At 69.7% G+C, this 18,905-nt stretch carries 18 protein-coding genes; 12 read left to right on the forward strand and 6 right to left on the reverse strand.

Annotated features, from left to right (window positions below; all coding sequences use genetic code 11):
* Nucleotides 1-53 precede the first annotated feature (53 nt).
* Nucleotides 54-809 (reverse strand): amino acid ABC transporter ATP-binding protein, encoded by a 756-nt coding sequence (locus DKM19_RS08945; protein ID WP_305000300.1) that lies wholly within the window; start codon nucleotides 807-809, stop codon nucleotides 54-56.
* 350 nt (nucleotides 810-1,159) lie between these two features.
* On the opposite strand from DKM19_RS08945, the gene miaB reads away from it, so the two are divergent.
* From miaB to DKM19_RS08990, 9 genes are all read left to right on the forward strand, one after another.
* Nucleotides 1,160-2,677, forward strand: a complete 1,518-nt coding sequence (gene miaB, locus DKM19_RS08950; RefSeq protein WP_110695295.1) for a tRNA (N6-isopentenyl adenosine(37)-C2)-methylthiotransferase MiaB — start codon at nucleotides 1,160-1,162, stop codon at nucleotides 2,675-2,677.
* A gap of 301 nt (nucleotides 2,678-2,978) precedes the next feature.
* Complete coding sequence (locus tag DKM19_RS49335) at nucleotides 2,979-3,617, forward strand: hypothetical protein (protein ID WP_162641371.1); 639 nt, start codon at nucleotides 2,979-2,981, stop codon at nucleotides 3,615-3,617.
* A 179-nt stretch (nucleotides 3,618-3,796) separates the two neighbouring features.
* Nucleotides 3,797-4,465 (forward strand): class III extradiol dioxygenase subunit B-like domain-containing protein, encoded by a 669-nt coding sequence (locus DKM19_RS08960; protein WP_110695297.1) that lies wholly within the window; start codon nucleotides 3,797-3,799, stop codon nucleotides 4,463-4,465.
* Nucleotides 4,466-4,635: 170 nt separating this feature from the next.
* Complete coding sequence (locus DKM19_RS08965; RefSeq protein ID WP_110695298.1) at nucleotides 4,636-5,181, forward strand: methylated-DNA--[protein]-cysteine S-methyltransferase; 546 nt, start codon at nucleotides 4,636-4,638, stop codon at nucleotides 5,179-5,181.
* A 173-nt stretch (nucleotides 5,182-5,354) separates the two neighbouring features.
* Nucleotides 5,355-6,260, forward strand: coding sequence for a tRNA (adenosine(37)-N6)-dimethylallyltransferase MiaA (gene miaA, locus DKM19_RS08970; protein ID WP_110695299.1), 906 nt, complete (start codon nucleotides 5,355-5,357; stop codon nucleotides 6,258-6,260).
* Nucleotides 6,261-6,535: 275 nt separating this feature from the next.
* Complete coding sequence (dapF, locus tag DKM19_RS08975; RefSeq protein WP_110695300.1) at nucleotides 6,536-7,342, forward strand: diaminopimelate epimerase; 807 nt, start codon at nucleotides 6,536-6,538, stop codon at nucleotides 7,340-7,342.
* Nucleotides 7,343-7,561: 219 nt separating this feature from the next.
* A complete protein-coding gene (locus tag DKM19_RS08980; RefSeq protein ID WP_110695301.1) occupies nucleotides 7,562-9,838 on the forward strand; it encodes a tetratricopeptide repeat protein in 2,277 nt (758 codons plus the stop codon).
* A gap of 172 nt (nucleotides 9,839-10,010) precedes the next feature.
* Nucleotides 10,011-10,769 carry an SDR family NAD(P)-dependent oxidoreductase gene (locus tag DKM19_RS08985; RefSeq protein ID WP_110695302.1) on the forward strand — a complete coding sequence of 253 codons (759 nt, stop codon included), beginning with the start codon at nucleotides 10,011-10,013 and terminating at the stop codon, nucleotides 10,767-10,769.
* Between the two features lie 328 nt (nucleotides 10,770-11,097).
* Complete coding sequence (locus DKM19_RS08990; RefSeq protein ID WP_239514157.1) at nucleotides 11,098-11,775, forward strand: HNH endonuclease family protein; 678 nt, start codon at nucleotides 11,098-11,100, stop codon at nucleotides 11,773-11,775.
* Between the two features lie 208 nt (nucleotides 11,776-11,983).
* Here DKM19_RS08990 and DKM19_RS08995 read toward each other — a convergent pair whose 3' ends face one another.
* From DKM19_RS08995 to DKM19_RS09005, 3 genes are read right to left on the reverse strand one after another with little or no spacing between them, the layout of a single operon-like run.
* On the reverse strand, nucleotides 11,984-12,382 hold the full coding sequence (locus DKM19_RS08995; protein WP_239514158.1) for a PepSY domain-containing protein: 399 nt from the start codon (nucleotides 12,380-12,382) through the stop codon (nucleotides 11,984-11,986).
* 53 nt (nucleotides 12,383-12,435) lie between these two features.
* Nucleotides 12,436-13,689, reverse strand: coding sequence for a HAMP domain-containing sensor histidine kinase (locus tag DKM19_RS09000; protein WP_110695304.1), 1,254 nt, complete (start codon nucleotides 13,687-13,689; stop codon nucleotides 12,436-12,438).
* Entirely contained in the window at nucleotides 13,686-14,366 is a 681-nt protein-coding gene (locus DKM19_RS09005) for a response regulator transcription factor (RefSeq protein ID WP_110695305.1), read from the reverse strand. Before DKM19_RS09005 ends, DKM19_RS09000 begins: the two co-directional genes overlap by 4 nt.
* Nucleotides 14,367-14,459: 93 nt before the next feature.
* Between DKM19_RS09005 and DKM19_RS49340 the strand changes: the two genes are divergently transcribed.
* Together DKM19_RS49340 and DKM19_RS09015 are read left to right on the forward strand one after the other, a co-directional pair.
* Nucleotides 14,460-15,011 (forward strand): hypothetical protein, encoded by a 552-nt coding sequence (locus DKM19_RS49340; RefSeq protein WP_162641373.1) that lies wholly within the window; start codon nucleotides 14,460-14,462, stop codon nucleotides 15,009-15,011.
* A 105-nt stretch (nucleotides 15,012-15,116) separates the two neighbouring features.
* Complete coding sequence (locus tag DKM19_RS09015; RefSeq protein ID WP_110695307.1) at nucleotides 15,117-16,274, forward strand: DUF418 domain-containing protein; 1,158 nt, start codon at nucleotides 15,117-15,119, stop codon at nucleotides 16,272-16,274.
* An 83-nt stretch (nucleotides 16,275-16,357) separates the two neighbouring features.
* Here DKM19_RS09015 and DKM19_RS09020 read toward each other — a convergent pair whose 3' ends face one another.
* Together DKM19_RS09020 and DKM19_RS09025 are read right to left on the reverse strand one after the other, a co-directional pair.
* Nucleotides 16,358-17,443 carry a CU044_5270 family protein gene (locus tag DKM19_RS09020; RefSeq protein ID WP_110695308.1) on the reverse strand — a complete coding sequence of 362 codons (1,086 nt, stop codon included), beginning with the start codon at nucleotides 17,441-17,443 and terminating at the stop codon, nucleotides 16,358-16,360.
* Complete coding sequence (locus DKM19_RS09025) at nucleotides 17,440-18,030, reverse strand: RNA polymerase sigma factor (RefSeq protein ID WP_239514159.1); 591 nt, start codon at nucleotides 18,028-18,030, stop codon at nucleotides 17,440-17,442. The genes DKM19_RS09020 and DKM19_RS09025 overlap by 4 nt, the downstream gene beginning before the upstream one ends.
* 492 nt (nucleotides 18,031-18,522) lie before the next feature.
* On the opposite strand from DKM19_RS09025, the gene DKM19_RS09030 reads away from it, so the two are divergent.
* Nucleotides 18,523-18,837 carry a hypothetical protein gene (locus DKM19_RS09030; protein WP_162641374.1) on the forward strand — a complete coding sequence of 105 codons (315 nt, stop codon included), beginning with the start codon at nucleotides 18,523-18,525 and terminating at the stop codon, nucleotides 18,835-18,837.
* The last annotated feature ends 68 nt before the right edge of the window (nucleotides 18,838-18,905 follow it).

Genomic DNA, 18,905 nt, shown 5'->3' on the forward strand with positions numbered 1-18,905 from the left:
GCATATTTCCGTTACCTCTTCTTCTCTGGAGGGTGCAGCCGGCTGAGAGAGCTTCAGTGAGTGAGGATCTTGGAAAGAAAGTCCTTGGCCCGATCCGTCTGGGCGTTGGTGAAGAACTCCTCGGGGGTGTTCTCCTCCACGATCTGGCCTTCGGCCATGAACACCACGCGGTTCGCCGCACGGCGGGCGAAGCCCATCTCGTGGGTGACGACCATCATCGTCATCCCCTCCTGGGCGAGGCCGATCATGACGTCGAGGACCTCCTGGACCATCTCCGGGTCCAGCGCGGAGGTCGGCTCGTCGAACAGGATCATCTTGGGATCCATGGCCAGGGCGCGAGCGATGGCCACGCGCTGCTGCTGGCCTCCCGAAAGCTGCGCGGGGTACTTCGACGCCTGGGCGCCGATTCCGACCCGCTCCAGCAGCTCCATGCCCCGCTTTTCGGCCTCGGCCTTGGCGATGCCACGGACCTTGATCGGTCCGAGCGTGACATTCTCAAGGATCGTCTTGTGCGCGAACAGATTGAAGGACTGGAACACCATCCCGACCTCGGACCTGAGTTTGGCCAGGGTCTTGCCCTCCACCGCCAGCGGCTGCCCGTCGAAGGTGATCGTCCCCTGATCGATCGTCTCCAGCCGGTTGATCGTCCGGCACAGGGTCGACTTGCCGCCACCGGAAGGGCCGATGACAACGAGGACCTCCCCCCGGGAGATCGTCAGGTTGATATCGCGAAGGACGTGCAGGCTGCCGAAATGCTTGTTGACATCCTCGAGCACGACCAGAGGAGTCTTGTCCCCGTTCTCCGTCATGAAGTACAACGTAATTCTGTAAGGCCACCTGGGGCTAACCCTGGGATACCGATCGGATCACAGCCTGCTCACATCCCGGCAATTTGGTCCTGACCGATATCCCCGGGGCCGGTCAAGGTGATTGATCCGTCCGTGATGGACAAGGCCGACCGGAGCGGGTTTCGAGACACCTGGTCGCGCCGATTCCCTTTAATACCCTTCTTCGGGAGAAGACCACCGATCTCTCGGGCGAGGCTCCGGAGTTCCGGCGCGGCGAAACCTCTGACGTACGGTGCCTGATCCGTTGCTCCAGGTGTGGGGAGTGCCGGGCCGTACCCGAAGGTCGGCGGAGCGCCTACCCTTGTCTTGAGATGACTGTCACCGTGGAGAGCACCCGCACGTACGAGGTTCGTACCTATGGGTGCCAGATGAACGTGCATGACTCCGAGCGCCTGTCAGGCCTGCTGGAAGACGCCGGATACGTTCCGGCCGCCCAGGGTGAGACGGCCGACGTGGTCGTGTTCAACACCTGTGCCGTGCGGGAGAACGCCGACAACAAGCTCTACGGCAATCTCGGGCACCTGCGTCCCTCGAAGATGAGCAACCCGGACATGCAGATCGCCGTCGGCGGCTGTCTGGCGCAGAAAGACCAGGGGGAGATCGTCCGCAAGGCGCCCTGGGTGGACGTGGTGTTCGGCACCCACAACATCGGCTCGCTGCCGGTGCTGCTGGAGCGGGCGCGCGTCCAGCAGGAGGCCCAGGTCGAGATCAAGGACTTCCTGGAGACCTTCCCGAGCACGCTGCCGACCAAGCGCGAGTCCGCCTACGCCGCGTGGGTGTCGGTCTCGGTCGGATGCAACAACACCTGCACGTTCTGCATCGTGCCGGCGCTGCGCGGCAAGGAGAAGGACCGCCGGCCCGGCGACGTTCTCAACGAGGTGCGGACCCTGGTCGACCAGGGCGTGCTGGAGATCACCCTCCTGGGCCAGAACGTCAACACCTACGGGGTGGAGTTCGGCGACAAGCTCGCCTTCGGCAAGCTGCTGCGGGCCTGCGGCACCATCGAGGGCCTGGAGCGGGTCCGTTTCACCAGCCCTCACCCGGCCGCGTTCACCGACGACGTCATCGCGGCCATGGCCGAGACGCCCAACGTGATGCACCAGCTCCACATGCCGTTGCAGTCCGGCTCCGACCGGGTCCTCAAGGCGATGCGCCGCTCCTACCGGGCCGAGCGCTACCTGGGCATCATCGAGCGGGTCCGCGCGGCCATGCCCGACGCGGCCATCTCCACCGACATCATCGTGGGCTTCCCCGGCGAGACCGAGGAGGATTTCCAGGGCACCCTCGACGTGGTGCGCGAGTCGCGGTTCGCCAACGCCTTCACGTTCCAGTACTCCATCCGTCCGGGCACCCCCGCCGCCACCATGGACGACCAGATCCCCAAGGAGGTCGTGCAGGAGCGTTACGAGCGGCTCGTCGCCCTGCAGACCGAGATCGCCTGGTCGGAGAACAAGAAGCAGGTCGGCCGGACGCTCGAGGTGCTGGTGGCCGAGGGGGAGGGCCGGAAGGACGGGGCGACCCACCGCATGTCCGGTCGTGCCCCCGACAACCGCCTGGTCCACTTCGCACCGAACCTGCGGGACGGTGCCTCCCAGACCGAGATCCCGCGTCCCGGCGACGTGGTGAGCGCCGAGGTCACCTATGCGGCGCCTCACCACCTGGTGGCCGACGGCCCCGCCCTGAAGCTTCGCCGTACGCGTGCGGGCGACGCCTGGGAGGCCAGGCAGGGCGTCTCGGCGACCGCGGGCCCCGGGATCATGCTCGGCATGCCCTCGGTCGGCCGTCCCGCCCCGCTCCCCGAGGCCTCCGGCTGCTCCGTTCCCTCCTGAGCGGTCCACATTTTCCGAGCGATTCGGATCTTGAGTAATCCGGGTGAGGGAGTGGGCCCGGGACGAGATGAGGTCGGGGGGCGCCCGCGTCGAATGTCCCGGTGAAATCGGTGATACGGGTGATCGTCCCCGCTCCTGCCAGGGCGGATGTCCACGAAGATCATGTGGATTTCCCCATGGATGACAACCCGTGATCCGCCCGTGATTGCTGCGCGAGCATTTCCCTGCTGTGGCTAATGTGGTTCAGCACCCTCGGAAGCCGTGGAGGTTTCCCCCCGAGAACCGCAGGGAGTCTGTCCCCATGCACGTCCCTCCATCTCCGGGCCATCCCGGAGAACCCGAAGCATTCACCGCCCCCATCGGACAACCAGAAATCCTCACCGGCCCCACCGATGAGCCCCGTTCACGTCGGAAGAGCCGCAAGAGCGGGAGAAGCGGCCTGGCCATAGCCGCCTTCTCCTTCCTCGGCGCCGTCATCCTGGGCGGAGGCATCGTCTACTTCGTGCTCAGCGGCGCCGATGACACGCCGGCCGGTCCCGGCGCCGTCTCGGTGTCGCAGCCACCCCAGAACTCTTCGGAGGCCCAGCCGAATCCCGAACCGGGCGAGAGCTCGGAGGGGGAGGCCGACGCCCCGCCGGACCAGGAAGGCACCTCACGTGCAGACGCCGGCGCGGATGCCGGTGCGGACACTGGCGTCGGCACCGGCACCGGCACCGGCACCGGCACCGGCACGGGTGCCGGTGCGGACACCGGAGCCAACGCCGGAGAGACGGGCAAGAGCGACTCCGGCCCCAAGTCCACCGCCGATGCGCCCGCGGCCGACAAACCGGTGAAGGAGCCGCAGAGCAACCCCCAACTGGTCACGGACGGGCAGACCGACCCCCGCTCCGACGGCGGCACCGGTTACGTCGCGCCTCAGGGTCCCGTCGCCGGTTACTGATCCCGCCTCGGCCCGTTGACGCCGGGGCACGGGCTTCTCCGTCGTGCCCCGGCGTTCTCGCGCTCTCGGAGTGAGCGGCCACCGCCCTGCCCCGGCGTTCCGTGCTCCGGGGTGAGCGGTCTCTCCCGTGCCCCGATGCTCGCGCTCCCGGGGCGAGCGGCCTCCGTTAGTCTGACGAGGTGCTTGTCGCCGCGGCCGTGTGCCCGCACCCTCCGCTGCTGATCCCCGAGCTGGCCGGCGCCGCCGCCGTGGAGCTCGATGAGCTCCGGGCAGCCTGTGCATCGGCGGTGAGCGCCCTGCGCGCCGCCGAACCCGACGTGATCGTGGTGGTCGGCGGAGCCGACCTGGCCGGGACCTACGGCGCCGATGCCGCGGGGACCCTGGCGCCCTGGGGCGTCGACGTCCGGATCGGCGAGGGCGAGCCCGTCCTGCCCCTCTCCCTGTCGATCGGCCGCTGGCTCCTCGAAAGGGAGCACCTGGCCGCCGCCGAGTTCCACGCGGTCCCCTCCGACGCCACCTCGCAGAACTGCGCCGCGCTCGGCAGGCGGCTGGCGGACATGGCCGGACGCGTGGCGATGCTTGTGATGGCCGACGGCTCCGCCTGCCTCACCGAGAAGTCTCCGGGGTCGCTGGATCCTCGCGCGCTGCCCTTCAACGAGGCGGTCGTCGAGGCACTCGCGTGCGGCGAGGTTCCGGAGCTCGACCCTGCCCGGGCAGCCGAGCTGTGGTTCGCGGGCCGCGCGGCCCTCCAGGTCCTCGCCGGAACCGGAAGCTCCCTCAACGGTGACGTTCTCTACGACGACGCCCCCTACGGGGTCGGCTACTTCGCCGTCCGCTGGACGGAGTGATCCGGACTGCTCGCCGGGGCCCGGCGGCAGTCGCGTGCCGCGGGACAGGAAGAATCCGGATCTACGAGGAGTTCTTCCTCTGAAGAGGTGTTCGCCCGTGGTCACGGCGACGGCTGGAGATCACGCTTGAGGCATCGGAAACGACCCGCTCTCGAAGGGACATATCCCACATGGCAGGAACAGTGGCGTTCGGGAGCGTCCCGACGCGGCAGGGGGACCTGTTCGTCGCCGTCACGGAGGACGGTGTGGCGTGCGTCGGCTGGGGCGACCGGGGCGGCTGGGGCGAGGGCGGCAGGGCCAAGGCCCGCGTGCTGGAAGGGCTCAACCTGCCCGAGGTGGACGATCCCGGCAGGACGGCAGCGGTGCTCGGCGAGCTCGGCGACTACTACGCGGGCAGGCTGCGGGTCTTCAGTGTTCCGGTGGACTGGCGGCTGACCTCGCCCGTGCAGCGCAAGGTGCTGGGCACGCTGTACGAGACGGTCCCCTACGGCAAGGCCGTGACCTACGGCGAGCTGGCCACTCGCAGCCAGACGGGTGTGCCCGCGCGGGCCATCGGATCGATCATGGGCGCCAACCCCATCCCCATCATCGTGCCGTGTCATCGGGTGGTCGCGGAGAACGGGCTCGGCGGGTTCAGCGGGGGCGAGGGCGTGGAGTCCAAGCGGTGGTTGCTGACCATGGAGGGCTACCTGCAGCCGACACTCGACTGGGACTGAACCTCCGCACATCGGATCGACCGTGAACGTCGGATCCGCCGCCCGTCGCGGCCGACCGTGAACGGCGGTCCCGCTGCCGCCCGTCGTGATCGACCTTGAACGTCGCGCGTCGGGATCGGCCCCGGGCGTCGGACCGACCTCCGCACCCCCGGCGAGTTGGCACACTTGTCCCCGTGCGTCAACTACCAGTCATCGCCGTCATCGGACCCACCGCGGCCGGAAAGTCCGACCTCGCCGTGGATCTCGCCCTCCAACTGGGGGGCGAGGTCATCAACGCCGACTCCATGCAGCTCTACCGGGGAATGGACATCGGGACGGCGAAACTGTCGGTGGCGGAGCGGCGCGGGGTTCCGCATCACCTGCTCGACATCTGGGACGTGACCAAGGCCGCGAGCGTGGCCGAGTACCAGGCGCTGGTCCGGCCGTTGATGGACGACATGCTGGCCAAGGAGATCGTGCCCATCCTGGTCGGCGGATCCGGGCTGTACGTACGGGCCGCACTCGACGATCTGGAGTTTCCCGGTACAGACCCGGAGATCCGTGCCCGGCTGGAGGCGGAGCTGGAGCGCGAGGGCCCGGCCGCCCTGTACGAACGGCTCAGGGAACGCGATCCGAAGGCGGCCGAGACGATCCTGCCGAGCAACGGCCGCAAGATCGTCCGTGCGCTGGAGGTCATCGAGTTCTCCGGCCGGCCGTTCTCGGCCACGATGCCGTCCTACGACGCCCTCTACGAGAGCGTGCAACTGGGGGTGGAGGTGCCGAGGGAGGTGCTGGACGCCCGGGTCGAGGCGCGGGTGGAACGCATGTGGGAGGCCGGGCTGGTGGACGAGGTCCGGTGGCTCTCCGCGCAGGGACTCGCCGGAAGCCGTACGGCCAGCCGCGCCCTCGGCTACGCCCAGGTCCTGCGGTTCCTCGACGGCGAGTGGAGCGAGCAGGAGGCCAGAGAGGAGACGATCCGCGCGACGCGCAGGTTCGTCCGCCGCCAGGAGTCGTGGTTCCGCCGCGATCCCCGGGTGATCTGGCTTCCCCAGCAGGCTCCGGATCTCCTCGACCGGGCACTCGCCGCGGTGCGCCGGTGATCCACGCTACGGCGTCGAGAGTCCCGGCCGGCGATCGGTGGTTCCGCCGGCGCCCGGCAGCCCCGGTGAGTCCTGGGCAACCCGGGCAGCCCGACGGCTCTGGTGATCTCGGTGGTTTCGTTGACGTCCGGCAGCCTCGGTGACTCCCGGGAACTCCGGCGGTCCGGCGGCTCCGGCAACCCCGGCGGCTCCGTCGACATCCGGTGGTCGCCGGCGGCTCCCGGGGGCCCCGGTGGCGCGTATGGCGCCGGGAGCAGCGTGGATAGAGTTGAGGGATGCGATTCGTAAAGGGACATGGCACCGAGAACGACTTTGTGATCCTTCCCGACCCCGAAGGTGAGCTGGAGTTGCCCACGACGCTCGTGGCGGCGATGTGCGACCGGCGCGCGGGGATCGGCGCGGACGGCGTGCTGCACGTGGTGCGGACGAAGCACAGTCCGGAGGTGGCCGATCTGGCGGATGACGCCGAGTGGTTCATGGACTATCGCAACGCCGACGGCAGCCTCGGGGAGATGTGCGGGAACGGCACCCGGGTCTTCGCCCGCTACCTGGTCGACATGGGGCTGGCCCTCCCGGGTGAGTTCGGCGTGGCCACCCGCGCGGGGGTCAAGCGTGTACGGCTGGCCGAGACCGGCGACGTGAGCGTGGAGATGGGCCGGCCCCAGGTGCTGGGCCGCAGCCATACGAGCGTGTCCGGCCATGAGTACGAAGGACTCCACGTCGACATGGGAAACCCCCATCTGGCCTGCGTCATCGGTGATCCGGTGACCCAGCTCGACCTGGGCCGCCAGCCCGCGTTCGATCCCGAGAGATTCCCCTCGGGGGTCAACATCGAGCTGCTCAACCCGGTGGGTCCGCGCCGGGTCGTGATGCGGGTATTCGAGCGAGGCTCGGGCGAGACGCGGTCGTGCGGCACCGGCGCGGTCGCCTCGGCCGTGGCGGCGGCACACCAGGCCGGGGAGAGCACCGGCACCTGGGCGGTCGAGGTGCGGGGCGGCACCGTCACCGTCACCCTCGACGAGCACACCAGCCACCTCGCGGGCCCGGCGGTCCTGGTCGCCTCGGGGGAGCTCAATCTGTGAGAGGGGTCCGGCGGCCTGGTTCTCTCCACCGGACAGTCGGTACCGTACCAAACACTGTGTGTCACCGTTGCGCGTTCCCTTCACAAGGCGGAGCCCGGGGTTCGCACGCGGAGAAAACCGATGAAATGGACTCGGCTGAACCGGTCGAATTGCTCATCCGGCCCGGATAGCCGAGTAGTCGTTTGGGGCATGCTCGCCGACCTGGCAGACTGACGTCTCATGGACGTGGACATCTGGGCCTGGGTTGGCGACACCCAGCGGCAACTGCACGAAGCAGGAAACACCGGTCTGGCTATGGCGATCGGAGATGTGCCCGCGCAGGCGCTGGAGGGCCGATACTCACAGCTCGACGTGCTCGCGCCCGCCATCGCACAGCAGGCGGAGAACCTCGAACTGCCTTGGCTTGAGTTCTACGCCCGCTACTGGCACCTGATCGGCCGCATCGGCGATCGTGCTCAGGGAGCGGTGGCGATCGCCGACGCGGAGACGCTGGTCGAGTTCGCGAAGCGCGACGATGTCCGTGAATGCCCGGCGGCGCCCGGCGCCGTCGTGGCGCTGACCGTCGCCCAGACGAACGCCGACGGCGCCGGCTACGCGGCCGAGCGGCTCGCGCTCCTCGCCGCGGTCGACATCGAGCCCGAGGCGCTGGCCTTTTCCGCGATCGCCGAGCAGTACGTCGCGGCGCTGGTGGACGCGGGCCGCGTCAACGAGGCCGTCATCCACGCCGAGGCGGCAGTGGCGGAGCTGGGCGGCGCGGGCCGTGAGGCGAGCTGGGAGCTGGGGGCCGCCTCGGCCCGCGCGCTGCTCGCCGCCGGTCGCGCGGAGGACGCGCTCGTCGCGCTCGACGCCGCGGCCGGATTCAAGCCCGACGACCCGGTGGCCAAGGAGCACAGGGAGGGCGTGCTCCGTGCGCTCGTGCTCGCGACCCTGGGCAGGGTGCAGGAGTCCGTCGACGCCCTGCCCGACCTCGACGTGGTCGGCGATCACCCGCGCGACTGGGTCGAGTGGGCGCACGCCATCCGCCGGCTCACGGGGGCCGCGCAGATCACCAACACCTGGCAGCTCGGCCGGGTGCTCAAGCAGTGGATCGACTACTTCGCCATGATGGGCGGCTACCGCGCGCGGGTCGAGCTCGCGCTCGTCGCCGGCCACCTGGCCATCGCCCGCCAGGGTGCCTGGCAGGCCCGGCTGCTGGCCGACATCGCCGAGTCGGCGGCCGGTGAGCTCAGGGAGCCCGGCGACATCGCCGAGCGGATCGCGGCCCTGCGCACCGCCGCGGACGAGGTCGAGCTGCCCAAGGCTCCCGGCCCCCAGGCCGAGCTGGTCGGCTACTTCGACGCCTCCGACGGGTTCAACGCCGACCCCGAGCGGTGGGTGGAATGGCTGACCCCCGTGTCCGGCAAGGACCTGGAGGCCACCCGCAGGCACACCACCACGCTGGGCTTCCTCGGTTATCCGGCCAAGGGCGCCGACATCTACTGGACCATGCTGGTCGAGTCCGGCACCATCGAGACCGCCGACCCGCAGGACGCCTCCTACCTCACGGGCCTGCTGATCGAGGCCCGCCAGGACGAGCGCCTGGAGCAGATGGCCGAGCGGCTCCCCGACGCCCAGCGTCACCTGGCCCTCGGGCGCCTGCACCGCGCGCGGGAGCGCTGGGAGCAGGCCGCGGCCGAGGGTGAGGCGGCGGTCGCCGCCGGTGCGGGCATCGAGGCGCGCCGTCTGTGGTCCGCGGCGGTGCAGCAGACCGACGACAACGCCAAGGGCGCCACCATCCTGCGTGAGGTCCTCGACTCCGCGGAGATCGAGGGCGAGGACATCTGGCGGATGATCACGATGGCGACGGCCGCCGAGGACTGGGAGACCGTCCGCCTGGGCGCCGCCAAGGTCGGCATGCCGCTGAAGTCCACCGAGGGGCCGATCGAGGAGGAGATGGGCCTGGTGCGCCTCATCCTCCCCGCCCCCGACGGCACCCAGCGTCAGGTCATCAGCCTGCGCACCGGTCCCGCCACGGCACGGCTGGCCATTCCGCAGCCTCCCGGCATGGACTACAACGCGGGCGACCTGGTCGTCTTCGAACCGCAGCTGCTGGAGCCGATCCCGGAGAGCGCCGAGGAGCAGGAGAACTTCGTCCCGCCCTTCGCCGCGGTCAGCATGCTCCGCCCCGGCGGCTACACCAGCTGGTTCTTCGACGGCGCCGCTCCCAGCGAGTCCGACTGGACCGAGTTCAACGAGGTCCTGGCCGAGCGCGGCTGGCCGATGTGGGTCTACAGCGACGACAACTACACCGTGACCCACCCGACCTCGGGCGAGCCGCTGCCCGGCGTGTTCGGCTGGATCGCGGTTCCGCCGGACGCCAGCCCGGTCGAGGTGGACGCGCTCCTGGACGACGCCACCGAGCGCTGGGTGCACCCGCTGGCCTGGCTCGAGCTCGCCAAGGCCGTCGACGTCGAGGTGGAGCGGCACGAGCGCATCACCAAGGAGTACGGCCTGTAGGCCTTGGCCGCGGGGCTCGCCGCATCCCGTAGAACCGGTCCGAGGTTCGCGCGGAGCCCGGACGCCACCTGAGAACACGACACCGCCCGTGGGGGAACACCCCCGCGGGCGGTGTTCTCTCTCAGCTCTAGAATTTGCTTCGGTATGTGTCGCCGGGCAAAGGAGAAGCTGGATGCTGGACCGATTCCGGTTGGACGGCAAGGTCGCGATCGTCACCGGAGCCTCCTCGGGGCTCGGCGTCGCGTTCGCGAGGGGCCTGGCCGAGGCGGGCGCGGACATCGTGATCGGTGCACGCCGTAAGGACCGTCTGGAGGAGACGAAGGCACTGGTCGAGGAGACCGGCAGGCGGTGCGTGGCGGTCGTCACCGACGTCACCAGGCCCGAGGACTGCCAGGCGCTGGTCGAGGCGGCGGTCGCCGAGCTGGGCGCGGTGGACATCCTGATCAACAACGCGGGTGTCGGTACGGCGGTGCCCGCGCTCAAGGAGACTCCCGAGCAGTTCCGCCAGGTCGTCGAGATCAACCTGTACGGCACCTACTGGATGGCGCAGGCCTGCGCCAGGGTCATGAGGCCGGGCTCATCGATCATCAATGTCGGCAGCGTCCTGGGTGAGACCACCGCCGGCCTGCCCCAGGCCGCCTACAGCGCTTCCAAGGCGGGTGTCCTCGGGCTCACCCGTGACCTGGCCCAGCAGTGGACGGGGCGGCGCGGCATCCGCGTCAACTGCGTCGAGCCGGGCTTCTTCGCCTCGGAGATGACCGAGGAGTACGCCGAGGGCTATCTGGCCCGGCAGCTCGAGAACCGGGTGCTGATGAAGCGGCCCGGCGATCCGGCCGAGCTTGTGGCGGTGGCGATATTCCTCGCCTCCGACGCCGCGTCCTACGTGACGGGAGCGGTGATCCCGGTGGACGGCGGCATTCTGATCACCTGAGCTGTGTGGGTGACCGTTCCCGGGCGGTCGGGTGAGGTCGTCGCTCCCGTTCTCGGGAGCGACGACGGGGCGCGCGCCGTCGCCCTCCGGGAGCGGGTGTCATGCGGAAAAATTTGTCGCACCGCAGGTAATCGCCCATGAGCAGACACCCTGCCCCTGAATAGGGTGTCTGACGTGGTGATATGCCCCGCATGACATCGTGAGACTGATTCGCGGCGTCGCAGTTCGCTCATTCCCCGAAAGACTGGGTGAGGCTTTTACGATTAAGAGCGATCTCTAGGGTAATTTGCCACCTCAGAGACAGTAATTATGTGTGAAGGGTGGCAGGGTGCGGGCTGCGCTGGGACGAGGTGTGGCCGTCGCGACGATCACGTTCGCATTGGCGGGCTGTGGTCTCACCGAGGGAGGGTTCAGCGAGCAGCCTCCCGGTAACGGAGCCGGCGGGAAGTCCGCCGCGGCGGCACTCAGAGAGCTGAACGCATTGCCGGTCAAGGGGCGGGCCCCGATGACCGGGTACGACCGGGCCGAGTTCGGGCCCGCGTGGAGCGACGTCGATCGCAACGGCTGCGACACCCGTAACGACATTCTCAAGCGAGACCTGACGGACGAGACCTTCAAGAAGGGCGACGAGGACTGCACCGTGCTGAGCGGAGTTCTCCACGATCCGTACAGCGGCAAGACCATTGACTTCAAGCGCGGTCAGTCGTCCAGCATGGCGGTGCAGATCGACCACGTGATCGCGCTCGCCGACGCCTGGCAGAAGGGCGCCCAGCAGTGGCCGGAGAGCAAGCGCAAGGAACTGGCCAACGACCCGCTGAACCTGCTGGCCGTGGACGGGCCGCTGAACAGTCAGAAGGGCGCCGGCGACGCGGCGACCTGGCTGCCGCCGCGCCGCGCCTACTGGTGCACCTATGTCGAGCGCCAGATCGAAGTGAAGGCCAAGTACGAGCTGTGGGTGACGTCCGGAGAGAGGGACGCCATGCAGAAAGTGCTCAAGGCCTGCTGATTGAGAGCGCCCTGCAGGGAGCGCTCAGGAGTTGCCGACCGAGGACTCCCCGCAGAAAGTGCTCAAGGCCTGCCGCGCGAGCACTCCCCGCAGGGAGCGTTCAAGGTCTGCTGATTGAGAGCGTCCTGCAGGGAGTCCCCAGGGGTTGCTGCGCGAGGACGCCCTGCAGGGAACGCTCAAGGGCTACGGATCGGCCCTCTTCCGCCGATCAGCCGTGGTGGCCGCTGTCGTCGTGGCCCCCGCTGTGACGGCCCCCGCCGTGGTGGCCGCTGTCGTCGCGGCCGCTCTTGAACTTGATGATCTTTCCGGTCTTCGTCGAGACGTAGACCTCGTACTCCCGTCCGCCCTTGCGCAGTTCGAACTTCCAGGTGCGGTAGCCGTGCTCCACCTCGCGCTCGGCCTTGGTCACGCGCGCGCCGGGGACGCGCTTCTTGGCGATCTGCAGGGCCCTGCTGTAGGAGATGGTCGCCGCGCCGGCCGGTGCGGCGGCGGCCGTGGCCGTGACGGTCCCGGCGGCGGACGTGATGGTGGCCGTCTGCTGCGCGGCGAGGGCGATGCCGCCCGAGCCGGCCAGAAGGGCGGCGGTTCCGAGGGTCGCGATGGTCATTCTGGTGATTTGTTTCATGGGTCCAGGTTCGTCGCGATCACGATAGGGGCGCGCTAAGCCTCCGCTAAGAACAGGATCACGCTTGCGCCGCCCTCCGGGGAGCTTCGCAGAGACAGGGAGCCGCCCGACGACTCCGCCGTGCGGCGGGCGATGTCGAGGCCGAGCCCGGTCGATCCGGCCCCGCTCTCCCCGCGTTCCAGGGAGGTGTGCGTGGCGAAGCCCGGCCCGGCGTCGGCGACGGTCAGCAGAGCGCCGCCGGGCGCGGGTTCCAGCCGTACGGTGAACGGGACCCCTTCGGGCGTGTGCGCGAACACGTTGCCGAGCAGCGCGTCCACGCACGCGGCGAGCTCGTCGGCGGCCACCGCGACGAGGAGCGGGCCGGATGCCAGATGGAGCGCGAAGTGCCGCGACTGGTCCTCGGCGAGCACCGACCAGAACGCGACCCGGGCCTCGGTCACCGCCACCGCGTCACACTCGGCCCGGTCCCGCGCCCGCTGCCTGGCCTCGGTGATGACCGAGGTGACGGCCCGTTCCAGGGCGTCCACCCGGGCCTCGATCCTGGCGGCCCCCTCCGGGTCTCCGAGGGACTCGGTCTCCAGCCGCAGGGCGGTCAGCGGGGTGCGCAGCCGGTGGGACAGGTCGGCCACGTTCTCCCGTTCCTCGGCGAGCAGGCCGGTGATGCGTCCGGCGAGGTGGTTCAGGGCGAGACCCACCGCGTGGACCTCGGGCGGACCACCGGGCACGGTCCTGGCGGACAGATCGCCGGAGGCGAGCCGGTGCGACACCCCCGCCAGTGACGCGATCGGCCTGATCACCGCGCGGGCGAGCCGGTCGCCGACCAGGATGCCCAGCCCGACCAGGACCAGGCCGAGCGCCGCCAGCCCGGCCCACACCTGTGCCACGCCCCTGGCCAGTTCCGCGTCGCTCAGGAACACCCGGACCACGGCGGTGCCTCCCGGAGCTCCCTGGACCGCGACCAGGATCTCCCGCCCGCCGGCGACCGCGGCGGTGACGCTGTGGCCGCGGGACGCCAGTTCGACGGCGGTGGATCGGGGGGCAGCCGCGCCGATCACCTGGCCGTCGGGAAGGAAGACCGTGACCGGGTGCGTGGCACGTTCGGCGGTGAGCCGCAGGATCTCGGTGTCCACCGTGCCGACCGCCACCGCCACCGAGTCGGCCTCACCGCCCGCCTCGCTCACCGCCCCGCTCTCGGCCACCGTGCGGACCAGCAGCGCGAGCGGGACCAGCAGGGCGATGAGAACGAGGGAGGTGGTCGCCGCGACCAGAAGGGCCAGCCAGCGCCTCATGCCGGAGCGGCCAGTCTGATGCCGACGCCCCGTACGGTCTGCAGGTAGCGGGGGTCGGAGGAGGTCTCACCCAGCTTGCGGCGGAGCCAGGAGAGGTGGACGTCCACGGTCTTGTCGGCTCCGCCGTACGGGATCTGCCAGACATGGGTGAGCAGCTCGCGTTTGGTGATCACCTCGCCCGGCCGGGCGGCCAGGTAGTGAAGCAGGTCGAACTCCTTCGGACTGAGATCCAGCGGCACGCCGTCCAGGGTCGCCTCCCGGGTACGGGGGTCCACCCGCAGGCCGCCGACGGTGACCGAGCTGTCGGCGCGGCTCTCGCCCGCCCGCCGGAGCACGGCCCGGATCCGGGCGTCGAGCTGGGTCGAGCTGAACGGTTTGACGATGTAGTCGTCGGCCCCCGCGTCCAGCAACGTGACCATCTCCGCCTCGCCGTCCCGCGCGGTCGCCACGATCACCGGGATCCGGCTCACCGCACGGAGCATGCGCAGCAGGTCGAGGCCGTCCATGTCGGGCAGGCCCAGGTCGAGCACGATGAGGTCGGGACGTTCCTCGACGGCCAGCCGCAGACCGTCGAGAGCGGCGGAGGCGGAGGACACGGCATGGCCGCGATCACGCAGGCCTCGCGTCAGCGAGGTACGGATCGCGGCGTCATCCTCGATAAGCAGCACATTGGACATTTGCCGCCACGTTAGTACCGTCTTGACCCGCGCCAAAAGTGCGTTAGCTGCGCCTTAACCCTGTCTTATCGTTTGCGGTGGGAAAGTGGACACGTGCGCAGGCGTCTTCCCCTTGTCGTGGCAGGTTGGCTGATCACCGGATTTCTCGCGACCGGAGCGGGAGTGGCGGTGATCGGCCTGCTCGGCGAGCCACTGACGGGCTCCGCCCTCCGCCCGCTCTCCTCAGCCGAGATCGACGAGGCGCTCGCCGGCACCACGCCGCAGGCCGTCGCCGGGCCTGCGGCCGATCCCGCATCCACCCCCACCTCCCCGGCGCCGTCTACTCCCGCGTCTTCGGCCTCGGATCCGTTCTCCGCGTCCCCGGATCCGTCCCCGTCCTCTTCCTCTTCCTCTTCCGCGTCCGCCGCGCCGGTAACCGGCAGAAGCGGAGTGATCGACACTGCGGGCGGGAGCGTGATCGCCCGGTGCGAGGACGGCCTGGTCACGCTCCGGGCGTGGAGCCCGGCGCAGGGCTTCCACGTGGAAAAGGTCGAACGGGGACCGGCGGACAGGGCCCGTGTCGAGTTCGAGTCGGACGAGACGAAGGCCAAGGTCGAGGTGCGCTGCTCGGCCGACGGATCGCCGGTCCACCGGATCCACGACTGACCCGCTGGAGTATCGGGAGGAAATGGCCGGAAGTACGGTCTGGGCCGCCGTGAACCCTACTTTCGATCGATTCGGCCTCGGAACGGTGACCGCAGAATCAGACCCATGCCGCATGAAACGCTCCCCCCGACACCGGAGGCCACGGGACAGGGGCACTCCACAACACCGGAGGCCACGGGGCGGGGACAGTCCTCGGCGTCGGAAGGCATAGGCCCGGGGCCGTCCTCGGCGCCGGAAGACAGGGGATCGGGTCAGTCCACGACGACCTCCTCCGGCCGGCCGCGTGTCGCCGCACTCGACGTGCTCCGCGGGTTCGCCCTGTGCGGGATTCTGCTGGCCAACGTCAAGCCGATCGCCCACATGGTCCACACCCTGCAGACCACACAGGCCGTGGTGGTGGCGGGCCCCGACGACGCCTGGCTGGGGCTCTTCGTCGACCAGCGCTTCTTCCCGATCTTCTCCCTGCTGTTCGGCGTCGGGTTCTCGCTGCTGCTGGACTCCGCGGGGCGTCGCGTCCCGCGCCCGCGGGTGCTCCTGCTGCGCCGGCTTCTGGTGCTGCTCGCCCTGGGCCTGGCCCACATGTTCCTGCTGTGGCGGGGCGACATCCTGACCGTCTATGCCGTCGTCGGCCTGCTGGTGCTGCTGCCCTCGACCTGGCTGCCGCGCTGGGCCGTCGCGGGGCTCGCCGCCGTTCTCATCGCGACGCCGCTGATCCTCGGCAGCAACGGTGTGTCACTGGTGCCCGGGCTGTTCCTGCTGGGCTCGGCGCTGACCCGGTACGGCGTGATCGACCGGATCGAGCGCTCCGTCCGCGTCCCGGCGGCACTGGGCCTGGTCTTCGCGGCGGGGGCGGTGCCCGCCGTGTGGTTGCAGATCGAGTCGGGGGCCGCCGGCGCGGACGATTTCGGCTCCTGGTTCGGCCTCGCCGGGTTGCTGATGGCAGGTGCGTACGTGTGCGCCCTGCTGCTCCTACTCAGAACGCCGCTCCGGCCGGTGCTCCAGGGGGTTTTCGCACCGCTGGGCCGGATGGCGCTGACCAACTACCTGTCCGCCACGATCCTCGTCCTGGTGGCCGCCCGCCTCGTCGGCAGCTCGCCGGACGGCTGGTCCGGGGCAACTGTTCTCCTGATCGCCGCGGCCATTCTCGTCCCCCAGTGGCTGGTGTCCACGCTCTGGCTGCGCCGCTACCGCCAGGGCCCCCTGGAATGGCTCTGGCGGTGGGCCACCTGGGCCCACCGCCCACCCCTGCGCCATATCCCCTGATCGGCGCCACCCTGGAGTGATCAGCAGCGGTGAGGGACACCGCGGCCCCTGCGCCGACCGGCCCGGTCGGCGCACTCGGGTGATCAGCCGCAGCTGCTGGTGGTCCCGTCCTTGTCCTTGAACGCGGGGGCCTCGTCGGCCACGGTGACCGAGAGCTGGGCGGTCGAGGCGACCAGGCTGCCCACGGGAGACTTGGCGACGCTCTCGTCCACCACGATCCCGCGCTCGCCGAGCAGCTCGTAGGTCTTCGGATCGAAGATCAGATCCTGCCGGACCCCGTCCAGGCCGGCCCGGCCCACGCCGATGCCCTTGCGTCCCGCCGCGTCCTCGGCGGTCTCGATGACGTCGACCCCGGGGATCGTGCCCACGGCCTTGAACAGCGCGGCCCGCTGCGCCGGGGGCATGTAGGTCTCCCTGAGCATGTCGCCCGCCGCGGTGAAGGCCGCCCCGTCCTTGGAGCTGCCGCCGCGGTCGCCGGTGTAGAGGTGGGCGCGCATCCCGTCGGCGTCGGAGGGAAGGTTCTTCAGGCTCGCGTAGTCGGTTCGCATGTAGTCGGGGATCTTTGTCCCGCAGGTGGGCAGCGGAAGTTCCGCCGTGCCGGTGTCCTCGTAGGCCTGCTCGGGGATGGGCCAGCCCGGATACGCCTTGGGCTCCAGGTATTGGATCGTCAGCGCGCCGTCCCTGGTGCCGTCCGCCGACTGCCAGATGACCCGCTTGGTCCGGTAGAGGTAGCGGGTCTGCTCGCTGTTCTCACCCGTCTCGCCGACGACGGCTCCGCCGCCGAAGGAGCCGTACATCGTCTGCGACTCGACCTTGATGAACTGGTCGTTCCGCGGGGTGAGGTCGGTCCTGGAGGCGGCTTTCGCGGCCCTGTCGAGCACCTCGCTCGCCGACATGTTGACGATCTTCGGCATCGTCACCACGGCTTCCTCGGCCTTTCCCGAGGTCCCGGTGCCCGGGGACTGCGCGAGCGTGACCGCGGTCGCGCCGACCGCCACCGCGAGCGCTCCGGCCAGCACCATCGAGTACGGCCTGCGCCAGATCGCCTTCACCGTCTTCGGTCTCGCGGCCGCGACCAGCCCCCGCCGGGCCGCGGCCTTCGCCTCCTGCTCGTACGGAGGCGCGTCAGGGCGGATGTCGGCCATCAGCCGGATCTCATCGTGGTTCATGCGTGCGACTCCAGGGAACGGCGGATCTTGGTCCGGGTGCGGGAGAGCCGGGATCGTACGGTCCCGATCGGAATGCCGAGTGCCTGCGCGGCTTCCTCGTAGGTCAGGTCGGCCCAGGCGACCAGCAGGAGCAGGTCCCGCTCGGCGGAGCCGAGCCTGGCGAGCGCGGCGGCCAGAGCGGGCCGGAGCCGGGCGGCGGTGAGGCGTTCGGCGCTGCGATCCTCGAACTCGGCCGCCCGTTCCGGGGCCTGCCGGGCGAGCGCCTTGAGCCTGCGGGTCTCGGCCCTGCGGTGGCCGGAGATCAGCTTGGAGGCGATGCCGTACAGCCAGGGTCTGGCGTCGCTCCGGGTGAGGTCGTACCGGGCCCTCTTGCGGAAGGCCACGAGGAACGTCTCGGCCGTCACGTCGTCGGCCGTGGTGACGTCGTTCAGCCGTCGTGCCGCATATCGGTGAATCTCATCCGCGTGGCGGTCGAAGAGCCCGGCGAACCTGTCGGGGTCCGCCAGCGACTCCTTGACCAGGGCGGCGTCATCGGAGGGCGGGGGCAGTGTGGGCGTCTCCGCCCGGTGGGGGAGAGCCGACGTCACCACCCGTTTCGTCCAGTCATCGAGAGGGGTCCTTTCGCGGGGCGCGTCCGCGCCCTCATCCCCTACTCCGCCGCTCGCCCCCATCCGGTTCCGCCCGCTTCCATGAAATTTCAGGCTTTCGCGGGGGGCGTCTACGACAAGTGTTCCATCGACCCGGAAACCATCGGGTCGAACGGGCCGGTTCCCGAGACCGGCATGCTTTTCGCCGATGCCCGGTCGCCGCCTGGCGGGGCGAATCCTGCGAGATGTTCACCTTTGACGGTCATCAGCCGGGAGAAACCTGGCCGATCAGCCGGAGAGCGGCGTGTCTACTGGCAACGGCACTCCATGGTGTGATGGCTTGGTGACATACAGCGAATTTTGCTGGTCGACACCATCGCGATCGCCTCCGCACCCTCATGTGCCGGAGTGGTTGGCATTCAGAGCCGGGACACGTGCCGCCAACCCTCGCCACAACGGTGCGGAGCCTCATCCAACAAGAAGGAATTCCGCATGTCTTCCCGCACCTGTCGCACCGCCTTGGCGCTGGCCACCGCGGCCACCGCAATCGCCGTCCCACTCACCTTCACCCTTACCGCCCATGCCGCCTCGCCTCCTCAGTCGTACCGGTGCCTGGAGGGACCGCGCGTCGGCAGCGTCACCATCAACGGGGCTGTCAGTCCCTCGACCGTAGGAAGCGGTTGCACCACCGTTTTCGGGGACGATGGCGTGATGTTCTTCGCGAACAACCCGGAACCGTTCCTCTGCAAGGGCGTCATCTCGATCGATGGCACGGCCGCGGGCGAGAACTGCCAAACGCCGGACTGATCGTCACGTGTGGGCGGGCTCCCTCGCGGTGCCACCCCCGCACAATGATTGTTTCCCGGCTGCCGGAT

The sequence above is a fragment of the Streptosporangium sp. 'caverna' genome, assembly GCF_003203775.1.
Classification (GTDB): domain Bacteria; phylum Actinomycetota; class Actinomycetes; order Streptosporangiales; family Streptosporangiaceae; genus Streptosporangium; species Streptosporangium subroseum.

Coding starts and splice junctions, on each gene's coding strand:
- DKM19_RS09020 (WP_110695308.1), bottom strand. CDS start 17,443: ATGAACCACGATGAGATCCGGCTGATGGCCGACATCCGCCCTGACGCG.
- DKM19_RS49335 (WP_162641371.1), top strand. CDS start 2,979: ATGCACGTCCCTCCATCTCCGGGCCATCCCGGAGAACCCGAAGCATTC.
- DKM19_RS08945 (WP_305000300.1), bottom strand. CDS start 809: ATGACGGAGAACGGGGACAAGACTCCTCTGGTCGTGCTCGAGGATGTC.
- DKM19_RS09000 (WP_110695304.1), bottom strand. CDS start 13,689: ATGAGGCGCTGGCTGGCCCTTCTGGTCGCGGCGACCACCTCCCTCGTT.
- DKM19_RS08980 (WP_110695301.1), top strand. CDS start 7,562: ATGGACGTGGACATCTGGGCCTGGGTTGGCGACACCCAGCGGCAACTG.
- DKM19_RS09005 (WP_110695305.1), bottom strand. CDS start 14,366: ATGTCCAATGTGCTGCTTATCGAGGATGACGCCGCGATCCGTACCTCG.
- miaB (WP_110695295.1), top strand. CDS start 1,160: ATGACTGTCACCGTGGAGAGCACCCGCACGTACGAGGTTCGTACCTAT.
- DKM19_RS08985 (WP_110695302.1), top strand. CDS start 10,011: ATGCTGGACCGATTCCGGTTGGACGGCAAGGTCGCGATCGTCACCGGA.
- DKM19_RS09015 (WP_110695307.1), top strand. CDS start 15,117: ATGCCGCATGAAACGCTCCCCCCGACACCGGAGGCCACGGGACAGGGG.
- DKM19_RS09030 (WP_162641374.1), top strand. CDS start 18,523: ATGTCTTCCCGCACCTGTCGCACCGCCTTGGCGCTGGCCACCGCGGCC.
- dapF (WP_110695300.1), top strand. CDS start 6,536: ATGCGATTCGTAAAGGGACATGGCACCGAGAACGACTTTGTGATCCTT.
- DKM19_RS08965 (WP_110695298.1), top strand. CDS start 4,636: ATGGCAGGAACAGTGGCGTTCGGGAGCGTCCCGACGCGGCAGGGGGAC.
- DKM19_RS08995 (WP_239514158.1), bottom strand. CDS start 12,382: ATGACCATCGCGACCCTCGGAACCGCCGCCCTTCTGGCCGGCTCGGGC.